We start from the raw sequence: 17217 nt of genomic DNA, 5'->3' as shown, positions 1-17217 counted from the left end.
CAGGCACTTACGGCTCCCAATCCTGATCATACCGCCATTGCCCCGCAACGGCTGTCGCGCTAGGTTCTGCTGCAAAACCGTTCAGTGCTCGGGGATGCGCGTGTTCAATTTCCTGAAAAGGCTCTTCGGCAGAGGCGAGCACGCAGAGGTGCGCTCCAGCCAAACCCTCTCAGTGCAGGAGCCAGAGAACACGGCTGCCGCCAAGACCCTCGATCTCAACATTCCCGATGAAGCCTTGCAGGACGAAGCGGTTTTCGCCGCCTATCTGCAGGAACGCTTGCCGTTCTTCGGCGACCTGATCCGTGCCGACTACGATCCTGCCGTCGGCAGCCTGACGCTGCACAGCCGCAACGGCGATACGATGACGAAATTCCTGAGCAATGCGCTGCTGGCGCTACGGGAAAAGCGTGGGCCGGCGCGCGCGCAGGCGCTCCTCAACTATCTCAACATGACGGAGGCCATGGTCGACAGCGGCGATCTCGCCAAGGTCCTGCCGGTGCTGAAAGCGCGCGACTTCGTCGAGGTTGCGCGCCAGCAGATGATGCAGGCCGTCAAGGACGAGCCAAATCCGCCGCAATTCGTCTACCTCGACGAGGCCGAAAACCTGATCAAGCTCTTCGTCGTCAACGGCGAAACGACGGTCAACTACGTCATGGCCGAAGCACTCGACGATTGGGGCATCGATGCAAGGGAACTCGCCGAAACGGCACAGGCCAACCTGCAGAAGTTCCTTGCCAAGACCGGCGTTCAGATCGCCAAACGCAGCCGGTTCCAATATGTCGAGGTGGACGGCCAGTTCGAATCCAGCATCGCCTTTCTTCCGAATTTCTGGGCGCAGGTGCAGGAGCAATCCGGGGGCGCCGCGCCGATCGCCGCCTTCCTGTCGCGCGACAAGGTGTTCTTCACGCATGAGAACGACATTGAAGGTCTGCAGCTTCTGGAACTGATCAGCGCCGATCTCAGCGACGTGCCCTACGTTATTTCGCCGGACCAATATCGCTGGGAAAATGGCCGCTGGACGCTATTTCGCCGCGTCGCCCGGATGGAAGCGGCCATTCGCCACTAGACGTTTTACGCATTCCGGACGGAAAACCGCTAGGCATTTTTCTTGGGAAACGCCTTAAACCAGCACTTCCTGATCGACGCGATCTTCCGCGCCGAAGAACTTCAGATAGCGCTCGACTTCCGCAGGCTCACCCGTCGCCTTCTGAGGATTGTCCGAGAGCTTCACGGCCGGCCGGCCGTTTGCCTCGATGACCTTGCAGACGATCGAAATAGGGTTGAGGCCCTTGAGTTCGGTCGGAGCGCAACCGGCGAAATCGTTGGTGAGATTGGTGCCCCAACCAAAACTCATGCGGACGCGGCCATCGAAATGCTTATAGGTGTCGATAATGGCATCGACATCGAGGCCGTCAGAGAAGATCAGCAGCTTCTGACGCGGATCGCGGCCCATCTTCTTCCACCATTCGATGATCTTCTCGCCGCCTTCGATCGGCGGGGCGCTGTCGGGACGGAAGCCGGTCCAGTCGGCCACCCATTCCGGAGCGTTGCGCAGGAAGGAAGCAGTGCCGAAGGCATCGGGCAGCACGACGAGCAGATTGCCGCCATAGAGACGGTTCCAGTCACGCAGCACCTTGTAGGGCGCCTTGCCGAGCTCTTCATCGTTTTTCGCGAGCGCGGCCGCGACCATCGGCAGCTCATGCGCGTTGGTGCCGACCGCTTCAAGATCGGAATCCATGGCGAGCAGCACGTTGCTGGTGCCGGTGAAAGCGTGGGGCACACCTTCCTTCAGCGCCTCGACGCACCAGCGCTGCCAGAGGAAGCTGTGACGGCGGCGGGTGCCGAAATCGGAGATGCGCAGGCCTGGTAATTCCCTCAGCCGCTCTACCTTTTCCCACATCTTGGCCTTGGCGCGGGCGTAGAGCACATCGAGCGTGAAGGGACCGAGCGCCCTCAGCGCGGAGCGGGAGCGAAGCTCGTTGATGATGGCGAGCGCGGGGATTTCCCACATCGTCGTTTCCTTCCACGAACCGTGGAAGTCGAGAATATACTGGCCGTCGCGCTTCGAAAGCTCATATTCCGGCAGCTGGAAATTCGACAGCCAGGCGAGGAATTCCGGTTCGAAGATTTGTGCGCGGCCGTAGAAACTGTTACCCGCCAGCCAGATCATCTCCTTCTTGGAGAGGCGGAGCGTTCGGGCATGGTCGAGTTGCTCGCGCAATTCCTTCTCGTCGATCACTTCGGCAAGGCGAACGCTCTTGGTGCGATTGATGAGCGAGAAGGTGGCATCGACATCCGGATAGAGCTTCCAGATCATCTGCAGCATCAGAAGCTTGTAGAAATCCGTATCGATCAGGCTGCGGATGATCGGATCAAGCTTCCAGGTATGGTTATAGACGCGGGTGGCGATATCCGTCTTGGTCATGTCGTTCCTGCCCCGTCTCCTGCCCTGCGGACGTCATGCTAACCGCCGACTATCCTACGGCATGCGGTTGTAGCGCCTTGTTATCAAAAAATGTTGAGCGAAAGTCCAGTCGCTGAAAGAAAATTGATGTCAGGGCAAACGCGCCACATTCGACCGGCGGAAGCGAAGCGCCGCAACTTCCCCCGCATCCTACCGGATTTAGTAACCCCGGTTGCGATCTACCAGATGCTGCAGCGGTTCGCCGCGTTCGAAGCGGGCGATCTGCTCCTCGACATGGCGCATCAGCGCCCTTTCGTCAGACATGGCGGAATCATGCGGCGTGATGATGACATTTTCCAGGTCCCAGAGCGGATCGTCCGCAGCCAGAGGCTCGACGGCGAAGACATCGAGGGAGGCGCCGCCGAGAATGCCAGTACGAACAGCCGAAGCGATATCGGCCGCAACCTGGCTCTTGCCGCGGCCGGCATTGATGAAAACCGGCTTGCCGAGCGGGCCGTTTCGATGCAGCTTGGAAAAAAGCGAGGCGTTGTAGATACCCGTCGTTTCCGGCGTCAACGGCAGGAGGCCGACCATGATGTCCGTGCGCGCCAGGAATGCATCGAGCCCGGCGGCATCGAAGGTTTCCATGCCGTCGATCTCTTTCTTGCTGCGGGACCAGCCGATGACATTGAAGCCCATGATCTTCAACTTGGCGGCGGCATCGCAGCCGAGAACACCGAGGCCCATGACGCCTACGGTAACTTCGGCGGCTTCAGGGCCATTCTGCTGCGCCCAGACGTGCTGGCGCTGATTCCTGAAATGCCCCTGCACATCACGCAGATGCATGAGGCACTGCATCACGACCCATTCGCTCATGCGCACCGTCAGGCTGCGATCGACGAAGCGGACTATCGGGATGTCAGGCAGGCCGGCAATCGACATCATCGAATCGACACCGGCGCCGCCCGAGAAAATCACCTTGAGATTGCGCGCTCTCTCGAAAAGATCGGCATCCGGCTTCCACACAAGCGCGTAGTCGACATGGGAGAGATCCACGCCTTTATTGGCAGGATCGGCCAGATTGATGCTGCCGCGATCGGCAAAGGCCGCCTCAAGCGCCTTGGCAACGGACACAGGATCGAATTTGAGGTCGACGAGAACGGGGCTTTTGGCCGGCATGATGGTGGTCTCTATTGCTGGATCGCGGCGGTCGGCACCGCCTCGATATTGAAGGCGGCGGCAAGCAGCGCCCTGGTGTAGTCCTCTTTCGGCGCCCGGAAAATATCGGCGGAGGCGCCCTGCTCGACGACCTTGCCGAAGCGCATGACGATCAACTCGTTGGCGAGCGCCTTCACCACTTTCAGATCGTGGCTGATGAAGAGATAGGCAAGATCGTGCTTCCGCTGCAGATCGCGCAACAGGTCGACCACCTGCGCCTGCACGCTCATGTCGAGCGCCGAAGTGGGCTCGTCAAGCATGACGAAACGCGGCTTCAAGACCATGGCGCGGGCAATGGCAATGCGCTGGCGCTGGCCGCCGGAGAATTCGTGCGGGAAACGCCAGCGGGTGGACGGATCGAGGCCGACTTCCTCCAGCGCCCAGCAGACGCGCTTGTCGCGCTCGTCGGCCGAAAGCGAGCGCTCATGCACCTTGAGCCCCTCAGCGATGATCTCGCCGACCGACATGCGCGGGCTGAGCGATCCATAAGGGTCCTGAAAGACGACCTGCAGCTGGTTGCGGAGAGGCCGCATCTCGCGGAACGAATAGCCGGCTATATCCTTGCCGACGAAGGCGATACGGCCCTTGGAGGAAATGAGCCTGGCGAGCGCCAGGCCGAGCGTGGTCTTGCCTGAGCCGGATTCGCCGACGACGCCGAGCGTCTGGCCGGCGCGGAGCTTCAGATCGATGCCGTCGACCGCCTTCACGTGATCGACGACCTTGCGCATGAAGCCGGCCTTGATCGGGAACCAGACGCGAATATCGCTGCCTTCCATGACGACGGGCTTGTTCGCATCGCTTACCGGCGGCTCGCCGCGCGGCTCGGCGGCCAGCAAATGGCGGGTATAGTCATGCTGCGGTCTCGTGAAGACGTCCTCGACGGTGCCGGTCTCGACGATCTTGCCCTTGGTCATGACGCAGACCCGGTCGGCGAATTTACGGACGATGCCGAGATCGTGGGTGATGAACAGCATCGACATGCCGTGCGCGCCCTTGAGATCGCGCAGCAATTCCAAAATCTGCGCCTGCACGGTGACGTCGAGCGCAGTCGTCGGCTCGTCGGCGATCAGGAGTTCGGGGCGGTTAGCGAGCGCCATGGCGATCATCACGCGCTGGCGCTGGCCGCCGGATAGTTCATGCGGATAGGCCTTGAGGCGCTTTTCCGGCTCGCGGATGCCGACCTGGTTCAAGAGTTCCAGCGTGCGGCTGCGCGCGGCCTCGCCCACGATGCCCTGATGCAGCGCCAGGATTTCGCTGATCTGCTTTTCGATCGAATGAAGCGGATTAAGCGAGGTCATCGGCTCCTGAAAGATCATCGTGATGTCGTTGCCACGCACGGCGCGCAGTTCGTTGTCCGATGCCTTCAAGAGGTCCTTGCCCTTGAACAGGATTTCGCCGGAAGGATGGCTCGCGGACGGATAGGGCAAGAGCTTCAGGATCGAATTGGCCGAAACCGATTTGCCGGAGCCGGATTCGCCGACCAGCGCCAGCACCTCGCCCTTATGGATATCGAAGGAGACGCCATCGACGGCGATCGAGGTCTGCCCGCCCTGATGAAAGGCGACGGAGAGGTTGCGGACGGATAGCAGCGGAGTGGAGTTTTCGCTCATCGGAACGTCTTCCTCGGATCGAAGGCGTCGCGCACGGCCTCGCCGATGAAAATCAGCAGCGACAGCATGATCGACATGGTGAAGAAGGCCGAAAGCCCCAGCCAGGGAGCCTGCAGATTGGATTTGCCCTGGGCGATCATCTCACCCAGCGACGGCGAGCCGGGCGGCATGCCGAAGCCCAAGAAATCCAGCGAGGTCAGGGTGGTGATCGAGCCCGACAGGATGAAGGGCACGAAGGTCAGCGTCGCGACCATCGCGTTCGGCAGCAGGTGGCGATACATGATGGTACGGTTGTTGACGCCAAGGGCGCGGGCAGCGCGCACATATTCGAAATTGCGCGCCCGCAGGAATTCGGCGCGCACGACGCCGACGAGACCGACCCAGGAAAACAGCAGCAATATGCCGAGGAGGATGAAGAAACCCGGCGGCAGCACCGAGGCGATGATCAGCAGGATATAGAGCACCGGCATGGACGACCAAATCTCGATGAAACGCTGCATCAAAAGATCGGTCCAGCCGCCAAAATAGCCCTGTATCGCACCGGCGCAGACGCCGACGACGGCCGAGCAAATGGTGAGCGCCAGGCCGAACAGCACCGAGATGCGGAAGCCGTAGACCAAGCGGGCGAGCACATCGCGGGCCTGATCGTCAGTGCCGAGCCAGTTGAAATTGCTCCAGTTGCAATTCGGATCGGCAACACCGCCGGGATAGCCCGAGCAGCGCGTTTCCTTGCTCATCGCCCAGAAAGGCGGCGTCGGCGCCGACATTCCTTTAGGCAGATTGGAGTTGGCGGTCTGATAGGAATAATGGATCGGCGGCCAGATCATCCAGCCATTGGCATTGATCTCATCCTGAATATCCGGGGCGCGATAATCCGTCTGCGCCAGGAAACCGCCGAACTTCTCCTCGGGATAATCGACAAAGACCGGCGTCAGAATCTCGCCCTTGTAGGAGACGAGGATCGGCCGGTCGTTGACGATGAATTCGGCGCCGAGGCTGAGGACGAACAGCACCAGGAAGATCCAGAGCGACCAGTAGCCGCGACGGTTCGCCTTGAAATTCTCCCAGCGGCGCACATTGGTCGGCGAGAACAGGCCCTTGCGTGGCGGCTTAACCGTTGTCGGGAGCGTCTGCTGATTGGCTGCGTCCATCACACGTCCCTCCGCTCGAAGTCGATACGCGGATCGATCCAGGTGTAGATGAGGTCTGAGACGAGGCTGACGACGAGGCCGAGCAGCGAGAAGATGAAGAGCGTGGCAAACACCACCGGATAATCGCGCTGGACGACGGAGAGATAGCTCAAGCGCCCCAGGCCATCGAGCGAGAAGATGTTTTCGATCAAAAGCGAGCCGGTGAAGAAGGCGGAAATGAAGGCGCCCGGAAAGCCGGCGATGACGATGAGCATGGCATTGCGGAAGACATGGCCATAGAGCACGCGCCGTTCGGAAAGACCCTTGGCGCGGGCGGTGATGACATATTGCTTTTTGATCTCCTCGATAAAGGAATTCTTGGTGAGCAGCGTCGTCGTGGCGAAGGCGGCAAGCGACAGCGAAATCAGCGGCAGCACCAGGTGCCAGAGATAATCGAGGATCTTCCGCCACCAGGTGAGGTCGGCGAAATTATCCGAGACGAGGCCGCGCAGCGGGAACCAATCGAAGAAGGAGCCGCCGGCAAACAGCACGATCAGCATGATGCCGAACAGGAAGCTCGGGACGGCATAGCCGACGATGATGATGCCCGACGTCCAGACATCGAAGGTCGATCCGTCCTGCACCGCCTTACGGATGCCGAGCGGAATGGAAATGGCGTAGGAGAAGATCAGGATCCAGATGCCGAGCGAGATCGACACCGGCAGTTTCTGGGCGATGAGGTCGATGACGGTGGTATTGCGGAAGAAGCTCTCGCCGAAATCGAAGCGGATATAGTTCCACATCATCTGGCCGAAACGCTCGAGCGGCGGCTTGTCGAAGCCGAACTGCTTGTCGAGCTTGGCGATCAGCTCGGGATCGAGCCCCTGCGCGCCGCGATATTTCGAGCTGCTGTCGTCGAATGATTGCTGGGCAGCCAGGTCCGTACCGCCACCCGACAGGCGGCCGTTGGCATTATCTCCCTGCCCGGTCAGCTGCGCGATGACCTGCTCGACCGGGCCGCCCGGCGCGAACTGCACGATGGTGAAGGAAATCGCCATGATACCGACGATGGTCGGTATCATCAGCAGGAGGCGTCGCAGGATATAGGCGCCCATCAGTCCGCCGCTCCCTCGAAGAGGGGTATGTTCCGCCTCGCCTCAATCCGTCCGTCGATCAAATCACATTCCCTTCCGCCGGATCGAGACCGGCGCAGTGATATCAGCTTGAAACTACCCGAATCAGCCCTCTGCATTTGGAGCCAGCAAGCCCCTCATTACAAGAGAGGCTCACTTTCCGGCGCTTTTCGACCACCAGACATCGGGGAAGCCGATGGAGTAATAGGGCAGCTCGGGCAAATGTTCGAACTTGTCCCAATAAGCGATCTTGTTCGTCGTCCCATAAAACAGCGGGACAACGTAGTGGTGGGCGAGCAGTACGCGGTCAAGCGCCTTGGCGGCAGCAGTCTTTTCTTCGAGGGTCGCGGCAGAGACAAGCTTGCCGATTAATATATCGACACCCGGATCGGATATGCCGGCGTAGTTGCGAGAGCCTTGGCGGTTTGCGGAAGCCGAGCCCCAGTAATCGATCTGTTCACTGCCGGGCGGCAGAGAAGTGCCCCAGACGTTCCAGGTCGCATCATAGTCGAAGCTGCGAATGCGGTTGATGTATTGCGATGAATCGACCGTTCTGAGGGTCGCATCGATGCCAATGCGGCGCAGGTTCTGTACGTAGGGCAGGTTTGATCTTTCCATCGAAGGGCTGCCGAGCAGGATTTCCATCGTGAAGGGCTGGCCGGTCTTTTCATTGACCATGCGATTGCCCTTCAACACATAACCGGCTTCCTTGAAAAGCTCGATCGCCTTGCGCAGATTGTCGCGGGCCTTTTGTTGGTCGCCGCCGACCGGATTGGTATAGGGCGTGGTGAAGACTTCGGGCGGCACCTTATCTTTGACGCTGTTGAGGATATTCAATTCCTCGCCCGTGGGCAGCCCCGAAGAGGCAAGCTCGGTGCCGAAAAAGAAGGAGTTAACGCGGGTCAGCTGGCCAAAGGCAAGCGCCCGGTTCATCTCCTCGAAATCATAGGCGTAGTTCAACGCCTCCCGCACACGCTGATCCTTGAACTGATCCCGCCGGAGATTGAGCACCACCGCCTGCATGATGCCGACAGAGCGCAACGAGTTGGGCAGCTCGTCGCGCTTGATGCGGCCGTCCTTGACGGCTGGAAAGTCATATGCGGTCACCCAATGGCTTGCTGACTGGTCTTGCCAGAAATCGGTATTTCCGCTGCGAAAGGCTTCGAATTGCACATCCTTGTCGGCGTAGTAGGTATAGGAAATCGCCCCGAAATTATTCTGGCCGATATTGACCGGCAGGTTCTTGCCCCAATAGTCGTCGCGTAGTTCGTATCGGATTGATGATCCCGGCTGCACGGAGACGATCTTATACGGTCCGGATCCCATGAGCGGCTCAAGTGTCGTGCGGGAGATATCGCGCGGCTTTCCGTCCGCGCCGGCGCTCTCCCACCAATGTTTCGGCACGATCAGCAACTGGCCGGCGATAAAAGGAAGTTCGCGATTGTTCTTTTCATTGAAATAGAAGGTGACGTCCCTGTCGCCGGTCTTTTCGGCTCGCGTCACGTGGGAATAGATACTGGTCGCGAGAGGATTGAGCTCCTTGGTGCGATCGAAGCTGAAAATCACATCATCCGGGGTCACCGGTGTGCCATCGGCCCATTTCGCCTCGGCGCGTAAGCGGAAGGTGGCGCTCGCTATGTCATCGGGATAGGAGACGCCCTCGGCAAGCAAGCCGTAGGAAGTGGCTATCTCGTCATTGGACGATTTCATCAGCGTATCGAAAACCATTGACAATCCGCTGGCGGGGTTGCCCTTAAACAGCACGGGATTGAGCGTGTCGAACGTGCCTTCGGCCGAAAGCTTAAGCTCGCCGCCCTTGGGCGCCTCCGGATTGACATAGTCGAAACGCTTGAGGCCGGGTTGATATTTCAAGTCGCCAAGAATAGCCGTGCCGATGCGGAATTGCGGTTCTTCGGCTTTCGTGGATAAAGGCATTGCCAGCAGGCAAAAAAGAGAAACGACCAAGCCTGCTTTCAACCGCGACAATGCCATTCATGATCTCCCGATGATTTCTGAAGAATCAGCATAAGGCAAATGAGGGCAAAAAGCAGGACGCAACAACTCATCTTGTTGCAAAGGCTGAAAACCGTGTCCGAGGCTCAATCTTTTGCCGTAGCATCCTGAAGACGTTTGCGCAGCATCAGCCGCAGTTCCGCGAAGACACGCCGGTCCTCGGCGGCATCCGGGTCGCTGGAAACGACGACAGCAATGCGCAGCAACTCGAGCACGATACCCGCCATCAGAACGATATCGTCCGTGATCGGCGGATGGGCCTGCCGCAGAAAGGCGGCAATCAGCTCTCGCAACTCCGCGCGCGAGCGCGCCTTGCGGTCCTTGGGAATATCGCGACGCCCGGCTAGTACGGGAAACTCGGGATATTGCTCGATGAAAGCGGCAAGCGCATCGAAGATTGCCTCACCGGTACCGGCGGCGGAAAGCCCTATGCTCCGTTCCGCCATGTCACGAAGCCCCGCCTTAAGGCGCTCCAGGCGATCGATATGCAGCGCCTCGGCAAGCAGGGGCTTTGTCGGAAAGAACTGATAGAGCGAGCCGATCGACGAATGCGCCTCAGCCGCGATCTCCGTCATCGTGGCCGCATCGTAACCCCTGCGCGCAAAGACTTTCGCCGCCGCTTCGAGCAGAACGGCAACGCGATCGTGGCCTCGCTGCCGCTTCGGCGCACGCGTCTTCAATTCTTCACTTGATTTTTGTGAGGTCATCCTCATATTTTCCATAGTGAGGATACCCTCATGTTTTTCCAGAGCCCCTAGATGCCACTTTACGATCCCAAGACCACCGCTCTTGTTTCCATCGACCTGCAAGGCCTCGTGCTCAGCCGCCCGCTTGCGCCCTACTCCGCCCAACAGATCGTCACCAATACGGTCGCCATCGCAAACAAACTGAAGGCCGATGGCGGAACGACCGTTTTCGTGACCGTCGGATTTTCCGCAGACTATGCCGACGCTGTCAATCAGCCGACCGACGAAAGCTTCCCGCTTCCCCCAGGAGGCTTGCCGCCGGCCGCGCTCGAAGCTCCGGCCGAGATGGCAGCGCTGACGCCCGATGTCGCCATCGTCAAGCGCCAGTGGAGCGCCTTCTACGGCACGGAACTCGATCTGCAGCTGCGCCGCCGTGGCATCAAAACGCTGATCGTGACTGGCGTCGCCACCAATTTCGGTGTGGAAGGCACCGTGCGCGATGCCCACGCGGCAAATTACGCCGTCATTGTCGCTGAAGATGCCGTGACGACCCTTTCACAGGAGATGCAGGATTTCGCCTGCACGAAGGTCTTGCCGCGGCTATCGCGCATTCGCAAGACCGAGGAAATCCTGGCGAACTGATCTGTAGTAACGACGGCCATGCCGGCAAAGGCGGTCGGCCGTAGCCACCGGCGATTGCCGCGGATTCACTTCCATCCTGTTTCAGGATAATCTCCCGGCAAATCACTTCGGCTAATGCCGACCGCCTTCAAGGATATGCATGGCTTCACTTCTGGCTCGCGCCTTTCGAACGATCGGCAAATTCTCTCTCGCAACCTCGATCGGGATGGGCCTTGTCGCCAGCGATGCGCTGGCGCAGCAGGCCACACCTTCGCCCGGCAGCGCAAAAGCGGTCTTCGGCGCCGTGACGCTACCGATGCAGGGGGCACCGCAATCGATCGGCTTCTATGCCAAGGGTTGCCTTGCGGGCGCAGTCGCTCTGCCGGCCGACGGCCCGACGTGGCAGGCGATGCGCCTGTCGCGCAATCGCCGCTGGGGTCGGCCGGAAACGATCGGCCTGCTTGAGCGCCTGTCGCGCGACGCGGCGAAGAATGACGGCTGGCCGGGCCTGCTTGTCGGCGATATCTCGCAGCCGCGCGGCGGTCCGATGATCAACGGTCACGCCTCGCACCAGATCGGCCTCGATGCCGACGTCTGGCTGACGCCGATGCCACGGCGCAAGATGACGGCGGAAGAGCGCGAAGCCATGCCTTTCACCACGATGCTCGCCAAGGACAAGTTCCTGACGATCAATGACACGGTCTGGACGCCGGCGCATGCGCGCCTGCTGATGCGCGCGGCGAGCTATCCCGAGGTCGAGCGCATCTTCGTCAATCCGGCGATCAAGAAGAAGATGTGCGAGACCTGGACGGGCGATCGCAGCAATCTCGGCAAGCTTAGGCCGGAATACGGGCACGACTCGCATTTCCATATCCGCCTCCGCTGCCCAGCCGGCTCCGTCGGCTGCACGGGGCAGGCCCCGGTCGCCGCCGGCGATGGCTGCGACAAGTCGCTCGCATGGTGGTTCGGACCCGAGCCCTGGGCAAAGCCGAAGCCCAGCACCAAACCCCCGGTCAAGCCACGCGAAGTCATGGTTGCCGATCTGCCCAAGGCCTGCCAGGCCGTATTGGCAGCACCTTCGGTAGCTTCCACGCGTCCTGCCGCCTCCGGCGCCAAAACTGCCGGCGTTTCGGCGGAGACGGATGCGATGCCGGTTTCGGGCGATACGCCGCCGGGTCAGATTCCGCAGCAATAGATCCTGCACCCGTCCTTGCCCGAAGCGTCTTTCAAAACGCGCCCCCTTGGTATAGAACGCGGATAAATCGATTGAAAGCATCGGGCGGAGCAAGGATTTCATGGCCGGCAGCAAATGCATCGCATTGATCGCGCATGATCAGAAAAAAGATGCGATGGCAGAATTTGCGCGACGCAATGAGGCCGCCCTTGCCAATTGGAACATCGTCGCCACGGGTACGACGGGCGGCCGGGTGCTGGATGCCTGCCCCGACCTCAACGTCACCCGATTGAAAAGCGGGCCGCTCGGCGGCGACCAGCAGATCGGTGCGCTCATCGCCACCGGCGAGATCGACATGCTTGTCTTCTTCATCGATCCTCTCACTCCGCACCCTCACGACGTCGACGTCAAGGCATTGACGCGGCTTGCCGTTCTCTACGACATTCCGATGGCGCTCAACGAATCCACTGCCGAGCGGCTGATCAAAACACTGAACCATTAATCCGCCTTGCCGGCGGCAGACCACGGACCTGGCTATGCCCGAGCTCAATCACAGCGATGCCCCACTGCCTTTCCCAATCCTGATCGGCGATATCGGCGGCACCAATGCGCGTTTCTCCATCCTCGTCGATGCGGACTCCGAACAGGAGCATTTTCCGGTCGTGCAGACGGCGAATTTCGCCACGATCGACGACGCGATCAAACTCGCCCTCGAAAACAGCAAGGTTCAGCCGCGCTCCGCAATTCTTGCCATGGCGGGTCCCGTGCAGGGTGACGAGATTCCGCTGACCAATTGCGATTGGGTGATCCGTCCGAAGACGATGATCGCCAATCTCGGCATCGAGGACGTGCTCGTCATCAACGATTTCGAGGCGCAGGCGCTCGCGATCGCCGAGATTTCCGACGAGCATCGCCAAACCATCGGCCACGCATCCGGGAACATGACCGCATCGCGCGTCGTGCTCGGGCCGGGTACCGGGCTTGGCGTCGGCGCCCTGGTTCATACTCAGCATCAATGGGTGCCCGTGCCGGGCGAAGGCGGGCATATCGATCTTGGGCCGCGCACGGAACGCGACCTGCAGATCTGGCCGCATTTGGAACCCATCGAAGGTCGTATCTCGGCCGAACAGGTGATCTGCGGCCGCGGCCTCCAGAACCTCTATCATGCGATCTGCGCGGCTGACGGCATCGAACCGAGCCTCAAGGAGCCAGCCGATATCACCAATCATGCACTCGCCGGCACCAACAGGCAGGCCGAGGAGACATTGACGCTGTTCGTTACCTATCTCGGCCGTGTCGCCGGCGATTTCGCCATGGTCTTCATGGCGCGCGGCGGCGTCTATCTCTCGGGCGGCATTCCGCAGAAGATCCTGCCCGCGCTGCAGAAGCCGGAATTCCGCGCCGCCTTCGAAGACAAGGCACCGCACACGGAATTGATGAAGACGATCCCGACGCACGTGGTCGTCAATCCGCTGGCAGCGCTTTCCGGCCTGGCGACCTATGCCCGCAAGCCGACAAACTTTGGCCTTGCGACAGAAGGCCGTCGCTGGCGGCGTTAACCGCTTGCCAAACAGCTCATGGCGCACCGAAACAGCCGGCGCGCCTACCTTTTTGAAGAGGCCACCTTCCTCTATAGTGATTGCGGCTCCGCGATCGGCCTTAACCAGCGCGGCACGCCATGTCTAGCCAAAGCCGTGCTAACTCTTTAATAGAGCCGCGAAAGCACGTGCCAGATGCGGCTCGCTTGGTTCAAGACAGGAAGCCGATTATTGAAATTGCCTGACCCGAAAAGCAAAAACGTCGACAGCGAAGCCATTACAGGCATGCTGAAGCGAATTATCGCCGAGAACGGCCGCGATCATATTCGCGGCTACTCCATCGCGATTACCTGCCTTATCCTCGTTGCGCTTTCGACTGCTTATATCGGCTACATCGTCAAGTCGGTCATCGACAGCGCCTTCATCGCCCGCAATATCGTCGATGCCTGGAAAATCTGCTTCAGCATCTTCCTCGTTTTCGTGGTGCGCGGTTTTGCCGGGTATTTCCAGTCGGTCATTCTGTCGAAGATCGGCAATAACATCATCGCTCGCTACCAGCGCCGGCTCTATTCGCATCTGATGACGCTGTCAGTCGGCTTCTTCAGCGAAGCGCGCTCCGCGCAGCTCGCCGCCCGCATCAGCCAGAACGTCTCGGGCATCCGCGATGTCATGAACCTGACGATCACGTCGACGGCACGCGACCTTCTGACCTTCGTCGCCCTGCTCTGCGTCATGGTCTTCCAGGATCCGGTGCTCAGCATCGCATTCGTCGTTATCGCGCCGCCGCTCTTCTTCGCGCTGCGCTATATTTCTAAGCGCCTGCGCGCCGCCACGCGCGATGCGATCGTCCTGAACAGCCATGTACTCGGCGCGATGCAGGAGACTATTCAAGGCGTTTCCATCGTCAAGGCCTTCACGATGGAAGAGGAGCTCGAGCGCAAGATCAACAAGCTGATCACCGCCGCCGAGCACCGGCAGAACCGCATCGCCCGCCTTTCGGAGCGCAACGGACCGCTGATCGAAACCGTCGCCGGTTTTGCGATCGCCAGCCTCTTTGCCTATGCCGCTTATCGCTCGATCTACGACAATGTCTCGCCGGGCGTGTTCTTCTCCTTCGCCACTTCGCTGCTGCTTGCCTACGATCCGGCCCGCCGCCTTGCAAAGCTGCAGGTGCAGCTGGAGCGCGCGGTCGTCAATGCACGGATGATCTACGAGCTGCTCGACATGGAGCCGCGCCAGCGCGACCTGCCGGATGCCAAGCCGCTTAACGTGACCGACGCCCGCATCGAGTTCCGCGACGTTCATTTCGCCTATGGTGATGAATCCGTACTTTCCGGTGTCAACTTCACGGCCGAGGGCGGACAGACGACAGCGCTCGTCGGGCCTTCTGGCGCCGGCAAGTCCACCGTCATCAATCTCATCCCGCGCTTCTACGACCCAAAATCCGGCAGCATCTTCATCGACGGGCAGGACATCGCGCATGTGACGAAACAGTCGCTGCGGGAACAGCTCGCCTATGTGTCGCAGCAGCCCTATCTCTTTGAAGGCACGATCCGCGACAATATCCGCTACGGCCGCCCGAACGCGACGGATGCCGAGATCGAGGAAGCAGCGCGCCTCGCCTATGCCCATGATTTCATCGAGGCGCAGCCGATGGGGTATGACACACCGGTCGGCGAAAACGGCGTGACGCTGTCCGGCGGCCAGCGCCAGCGCCTGTCGATCGCCCGCGCGCTGGTGCGCAACGCGCCGATCCTGCTTCTGGACGAAGCAACCTCTGCGCTCGACACGGAATCCGAAGCGGCCGTGCAGAAGGCACTGGAAGAGGCGATGAGCGGCCGCACGGTCGTCGTCATCGCGCACCGCCTATCGACGGTCATCCGCGCCGAGAAGATCGTCGTCATGCAGAACGGCCGAGTTGTCGAAGAGGGCAACCACGAGACGCTTGCGACGGCCGACAATGGCCTCTACGCTCGGCTCAACAACCTGCAGCTACCGGCGATTTCAAGCAATTCCCGCAAATAGACGATAGAGACGACATGAGCGACGATGCGATGAAGCTGGTGGTGGTTGGCGCGGCGGGCCGCATGGGACAGGCTCTCATCCGCATCATTCATGCAACCGACGGCGTGGCCCTGCATGCCGCCGTCGCTCGTCCCGGCTCCGCCTTCATCGGCAAGGATGCCGGCGAGATCGCCGGGCTCGGGCCGATCGGCATTCCCGTCACCGACGATCCGCTTTCCGCCTTCCTTCACGCCGAAGGTGTCATCGATTTCACAACGCCGGCAACCAGCGTCACCTTTGCCGGCCTCGCCGCACAGGCACGCATCGTCCATATCATCGGCACGACGGGATGCTCGGATGAGGACGAGGCGAAGTTCAAGGCGGCCGCGCGCCATGCCCGCATCGTCAAATCGGGCAATATGGGCCTCGGCATCAATCTTTTGAGCGTGCTTGTCGAACAGGCGGCGCGGGCGCTGCCCTCGAACGACTGGGACATCGAGGTGCTGGAGATGCATCATCGCCACAAGGTCGATGCACCCTCGGGTACCGCACTTCTGCTCGGCCAGGCGGCGGCGAAGGGTCGCGGCATCGATCTCAACGACAATTCCGTGCGCGTGCGCGATGGCCATACGGGTGCGCGTCCTGTGGGCACGATCGGCTTTGCGACCCTGCGCGGCGGCGGCGTGGTCGGCGATCACTCGGTGATCTTCGCCAGCGAAAGCGAGCGATTGACGCTCTCGCACAATGCCGGCGACCGTTCGCTGTTTGCGCGCGGCGCGCTGCAGGCGGCGCTCTGGGCGCGCGACAAGAAACCCGGCTTCTATTCCATGCTCGACGTACTCGGGCTCTCCACACGTTGATCCGAACCCGGAGCGGGTCGGCAGGGACCTGCCAATCCGCTCCAGCCTTTTATTGTCTCGCAATTCCGGACGGAAAACCGCTACGCACTTTTCCTGGAATTGCCCTATCAGGGAGAAATATTATGAGCGGTACTCTCGTCCTCGTTCGCCATGGCCAGAGCGACTGGAATTTGAAGAATCTCTTCACCGGCTGGAAGGATCCCGATTTGACGGCGCTTGGCGTCGAAGAAGCCAAGACAGGCGGCAAGGCTCTGGCCGATTACGGCATCAAGTACGATATCGCCTTTACCTCGGCCTTGACGCGTGCCCAACACACGCTGAAAATCATCCTCGATGAAATCGGCCAACCCGGCCTCGAAACCATTCGGGATCAGGCGCTGAACGAGCGCGACTACGGCGATCTCTCCGGCCTCAACAAGGATGACGCCCGCGCCAAGTGGGGCGAAGAGCAGGTCCACATCTGGCGCCGCTCCTACGACGTTCCGCCGCCCGGCGGCGAAAGCCTGCGCGACACCGGCGCCCGCGTCTGGCCCTATTACCTGACGGAAATCCTGCCGCGCGTTCTCGCCGGCCAGAATGTGCTGGTAGCCGCCCATGGCAATTCGCTGCGCTCGCTCGTCATGGTTCTCGATCGCCTGAGCAAGGCACAGATCCTTGAACTCAACCTCGCGACCGGCGTACCGATGGTCTACAAGCTCAAGGCCGATTCCACCGTCGCCTCGAAGGAAGTCCTCGGCGACATGTCCGGCGCGCATTGAGCTATTGAACGGAAGCCACCCCTCATAGGCCTGAGATGAGGGGTGGGAAATGCCGCAATATGTGTTAC

15 protein-coding genes are annotated in these 17217 nt (G+C 60.6%); 8 read left to right on the top strand and 7 right to left on the bottom strand.

Annotated features, from left to right (window positions below; translation table 11 throughout):
- Positions 1-100: 100 nt before the first annotated feature.
- Positions 101-1066 (top strand): hypothetical protein, encoded by a 966-nt coding sequence (locus FHX05_RS08150; protein WP_183871250.1) that lies wholly within the window; start codon positions 101-103, stop codon positions 1064-1066.
- Positions 1067-1120: 54 nt separating this feature from the next.
- Here FHX05_RS08150 and pncB read toward each other — a convergent pair whose 3' ends face one another.
- The 7 genes from pncB to FHX05_RS08115 form a co-directional block, all read right to left on the bottom strand.
- Complete coding sequence (gene pncB, locus FHX05_RS08145) at positions 1121-2425, bottom strand: nicotinate phosphoribosyltransferase (RefSeq protein ID WP_183715594.1); 1305 nt, start codon at positions 2423-2425, stop codon at positions 1121-1123.
- 198 nt (positions 2426-2623) lie between these two features.
- Positions 2624-3583 (bottom strand): glyoxylate/hydroxypyruvate reductase A, encoded by a 960-nt coding sequence (locus tag FHX05_RS08140; RefSeq protein ID WP_183871249.1) that lies wholly within the window; start codon positions 3581-3583, stop codon positions 2624-2626.
- 11 nt (positions 3584-3594) lie between these two features.
- Entirely contained in the window at positions 3595-5232 is a 1638-nt protein-coding gene (locus tag FHX05_RS08135; protein WP_183871248.1) for an ABC transporter ATP-binding protein, read from the bottom strand.
- The gene (locus tag FHX05_RS08130) at positions 5229-6383 is read right to left on the bottom strand and encodes an ABC transporter permease (RefSeq protein ID WP_183715588.1); all 1155 of its coding nucleotides are present in this window, start codon (positions 6381-6383) and stop codon (positions 5229-5231) included. Before FHX05_RS08130 ends, FHX05_RS08135 begins: the two co-directional genes overlap by 4 nt.
- Positions 6383-7477 (bottom strand): microcin C ABC transporter permease YejB, encoded by a 1095-nt coding sequence (locus FHX05_RS08125; RefSeq protein ID WP_183871247.1) that lies wholly within the window; start codon positions 7475-7477, stop codon positions 6383-6385. The genes FHX05_RS08130 and FHX05_RS08125 overlap by 1 nt, the downstream gene beginning before the upstream one ends.
- Before the next feature lie 171 nt (positions 7478-7648).
- A complete protein-coding gene (locus FHX05_RS08120; RefSeq protein WP_183871246.1) occupies positions 7649-9487 on the bottom strand; it encodes an extracellular solute-binding protein in 1839 nt (612 codons plus the stop codon).
- A gap of 107 nt (positions 9488-9594) precedes the next feature.
- Positions 9595-10230: a TetR/AcrR family transcriptional regulator gene (locus FHX05_RS08115; RefSeq protein ID WP_183871245.1), complete on the bottom strand. Its 636-nt coding sequence runs from the start codon at positions 10228-10230 to the stop codon at positions 9595-9597.
- A gap of 36 nt (positions 10231-10266) precedes the next feature.
- Between FHX05_RS08115 and FHX05_RS08110 the strand changes: the two genes are divergently transcribed.
- The 7 genes from FHX05_RS08110 (at position 10267) to FHX05_RS08080 (ending at position 17149) form a co-directional block, all read left to right on the top strand.
- Positions 10267-10836, top strand: a complete 570-nt coding sequence (locus FHX05_RS08110; protein WP_183871244.1) for an isochorismatase family protein — start codon at positions 10267-10269, stop codon at positions 10834-10836.
- A gap of 139 nt (positions 10837-10975) precedes the next feature.
- The gene (mepA, locus tag FHX05_RS08105; protein ID WP_183871243.1) at positions 10976-12010 is read left to right on the top strand and encodes a penicillin-insensitive murein endopeptidase; all 1035 of its coding nucleotides are present in this window, start codon (positions 10976-10978) and stop codon (positions 12008-12010) included.
- A gap of 100 nt (positions 12011-12110) precedes the next feature.
- Positions 12111-12491 (top strand): methylglyoxal synthase, encoded by a 381-nt coding sequence (locus FHX05_RS08100; RefSeq protein ID WP_112610728.1) that lies wholly within the window; start codon positions 12111-12113, stop codon positions 12489-12491.
- Positions 12492-12525: 34 nt separating this feature from the next.
- Positions 12526-13548: a glucokinase gene (locus FHX05_RS08095; RefSeq protein WP_183871242.1), complete on the top strand. Its 1023-nt coding sequence runs from the start codon at positions 12526-12528 to the stop codon at positions 13546-13548.
- Between the two features lie 210 nt (positions 13549-13758).
- A complete protein-coding gene (locus FHX05_RS08090; protein WP_183871241.1) occupies positions 13759-15552 on the top strand; it encodes an ABC transporter ATP-binding protein in 1794 nt (597 codons plus the stop codon).
- Positions 15553-15566: 14 nt separating this feature from the next.
- Positions 15567-16391 carry a 4-hydroxy-tetrahydrodipicolinate reductase gene (dapB, locus tag FHX05_RS08085; protein ID WP_113240300.1) on the top strand — a complete coding sequence of 275 codons (825 nt, stop codon included), beginning with the start codon at positions 15567-15569 and terminating at the stop codon, positions 16389-16391.
- 122 nt (positions 16392-16513) lie between these two features.
- On the top strand, positions 16514-17149 hold the full coding sequence (locus tag FHX05_RS08080; protein ID WP_106996243.1) for a 2,3-bisphosphoglycerate-dependent phosphoglycerate mutase: 636 nt from the start codon (positions 16514-16516) through the stop codon (positions 17147-17149).
- Positions 17150-17217: the final 68 nt, after the last annotated feature.

The organism is Rhizobium sp. BK491 (assembly GCF_014194925.1).
Taxonomy (GTDB): Bacteria; Pseudomonadota; Alphaproteobacteria; order Rhizobiales; family Rhizobiaceae; genus Rhizobium.
Note: the sequence above shows the minus strand (reverse complement) of the source record. Positions and strands in the feature narration are given on the sequence as shown.

What these genes read in the sequence shown, in the direction of transcription:
- pncB (WP_183715594.1), bottom strand. Translation starts at nt 2,425, where the DNA reads ATGACCAAGACGGATATCGCCACCCGCGTCTATAACCATACCTGGAAG.
- mepA (WP_183871243.1), top strand. Translation starts at nt 10,976, where the DNA reads ATGGCTTCACTTCTGGCTCGCGCCTTTCGAACGATCGGCAAATTCTCT.
- FHX05_RS08120 (WP_183871246.1), bottom strand. Translation starts at nt 9,487, where the DNA reads ATGGCATTGTCGCGGTTGAAAGCAGGCTTGGTCGTTTCTCTTTTTTGC.
- FHX05_RS08080 (WP_106996243.1), top strand. Translation starts at nt 16,514, where the DNA reads ATGAGCGGTACTCTCGTCCTCGTTCGCCATGGCCAGAGCGACTGGAAT.
- FHX05_RS08095 (WP_183871242.1), top strand. Translation starts at nt 12,526, where the DNA reads ATGCCCGAGCTCAATCACAGCGATGCCCCACTGCCTTTCCCAATCCTG.
- FHX05_RS08130 (WP_183715588.1), bottom strand. Translation starts at nt 6,383, where the DNA reads ATGGACGCAGCCAATCAGCAGACGCTCCCGACAACGGTTAAGCCGCCA.
- FHX05_RS08140 (WP_183871249.1), bottom strand. Translation starts at nt 3,583, where the DNA reads ATGCCGGCCAAAAGCCCCGTTCTCGTCGACCTCAAATTCGATCCTGTG.
- FHX05_RS08125 (WP_183871247.1), bottom strand. Translation starts at nt 7,477, where the DNA reads ATGGGCGCCTATATCCTGCGACGCCTCCTGCTGATGATACCGACCATC.
- FHX05_RS08135 (WP_183871248.1), bottom strand. Translation starts at nt 5,232, where the DNA reads ATGAGCGAAAACTCCACTCCGCTGCTATCCGTCCGCAACCTCTCCGTC.
- FHX05_RS08100 (WP_112610728.1), top strand. Translation starts at nt 12,111, where the DNA reads ATGGCCGGCAGCAAATGCATCGCATTGATCGCGCATGATCAGAAAAAA.
- dapB (WP_113240300.1), top strand. Translation starts at nt 15,567, where the DNA reads ATGAGCGACGATGCGATGAAGCTGGTGGTGGTTGGCGCGGCGGGCCGC.
- FHX05_RS08110 (WP_183871244.1), top strand. Translation starts at nt 10,267, where the DNA reads ATGCCACTTTACGATCCCAAGACCACCGCTCTTGTTTCCATCGACCTG.
- FHX05_RS08115 (WP_183871245.1), bottom strand. Translation starts at nt 10,230, where the DNA reads ATGGAAAATATGAGGATGACCTCACAAAAATCAAGTGAAGAATTGAAG.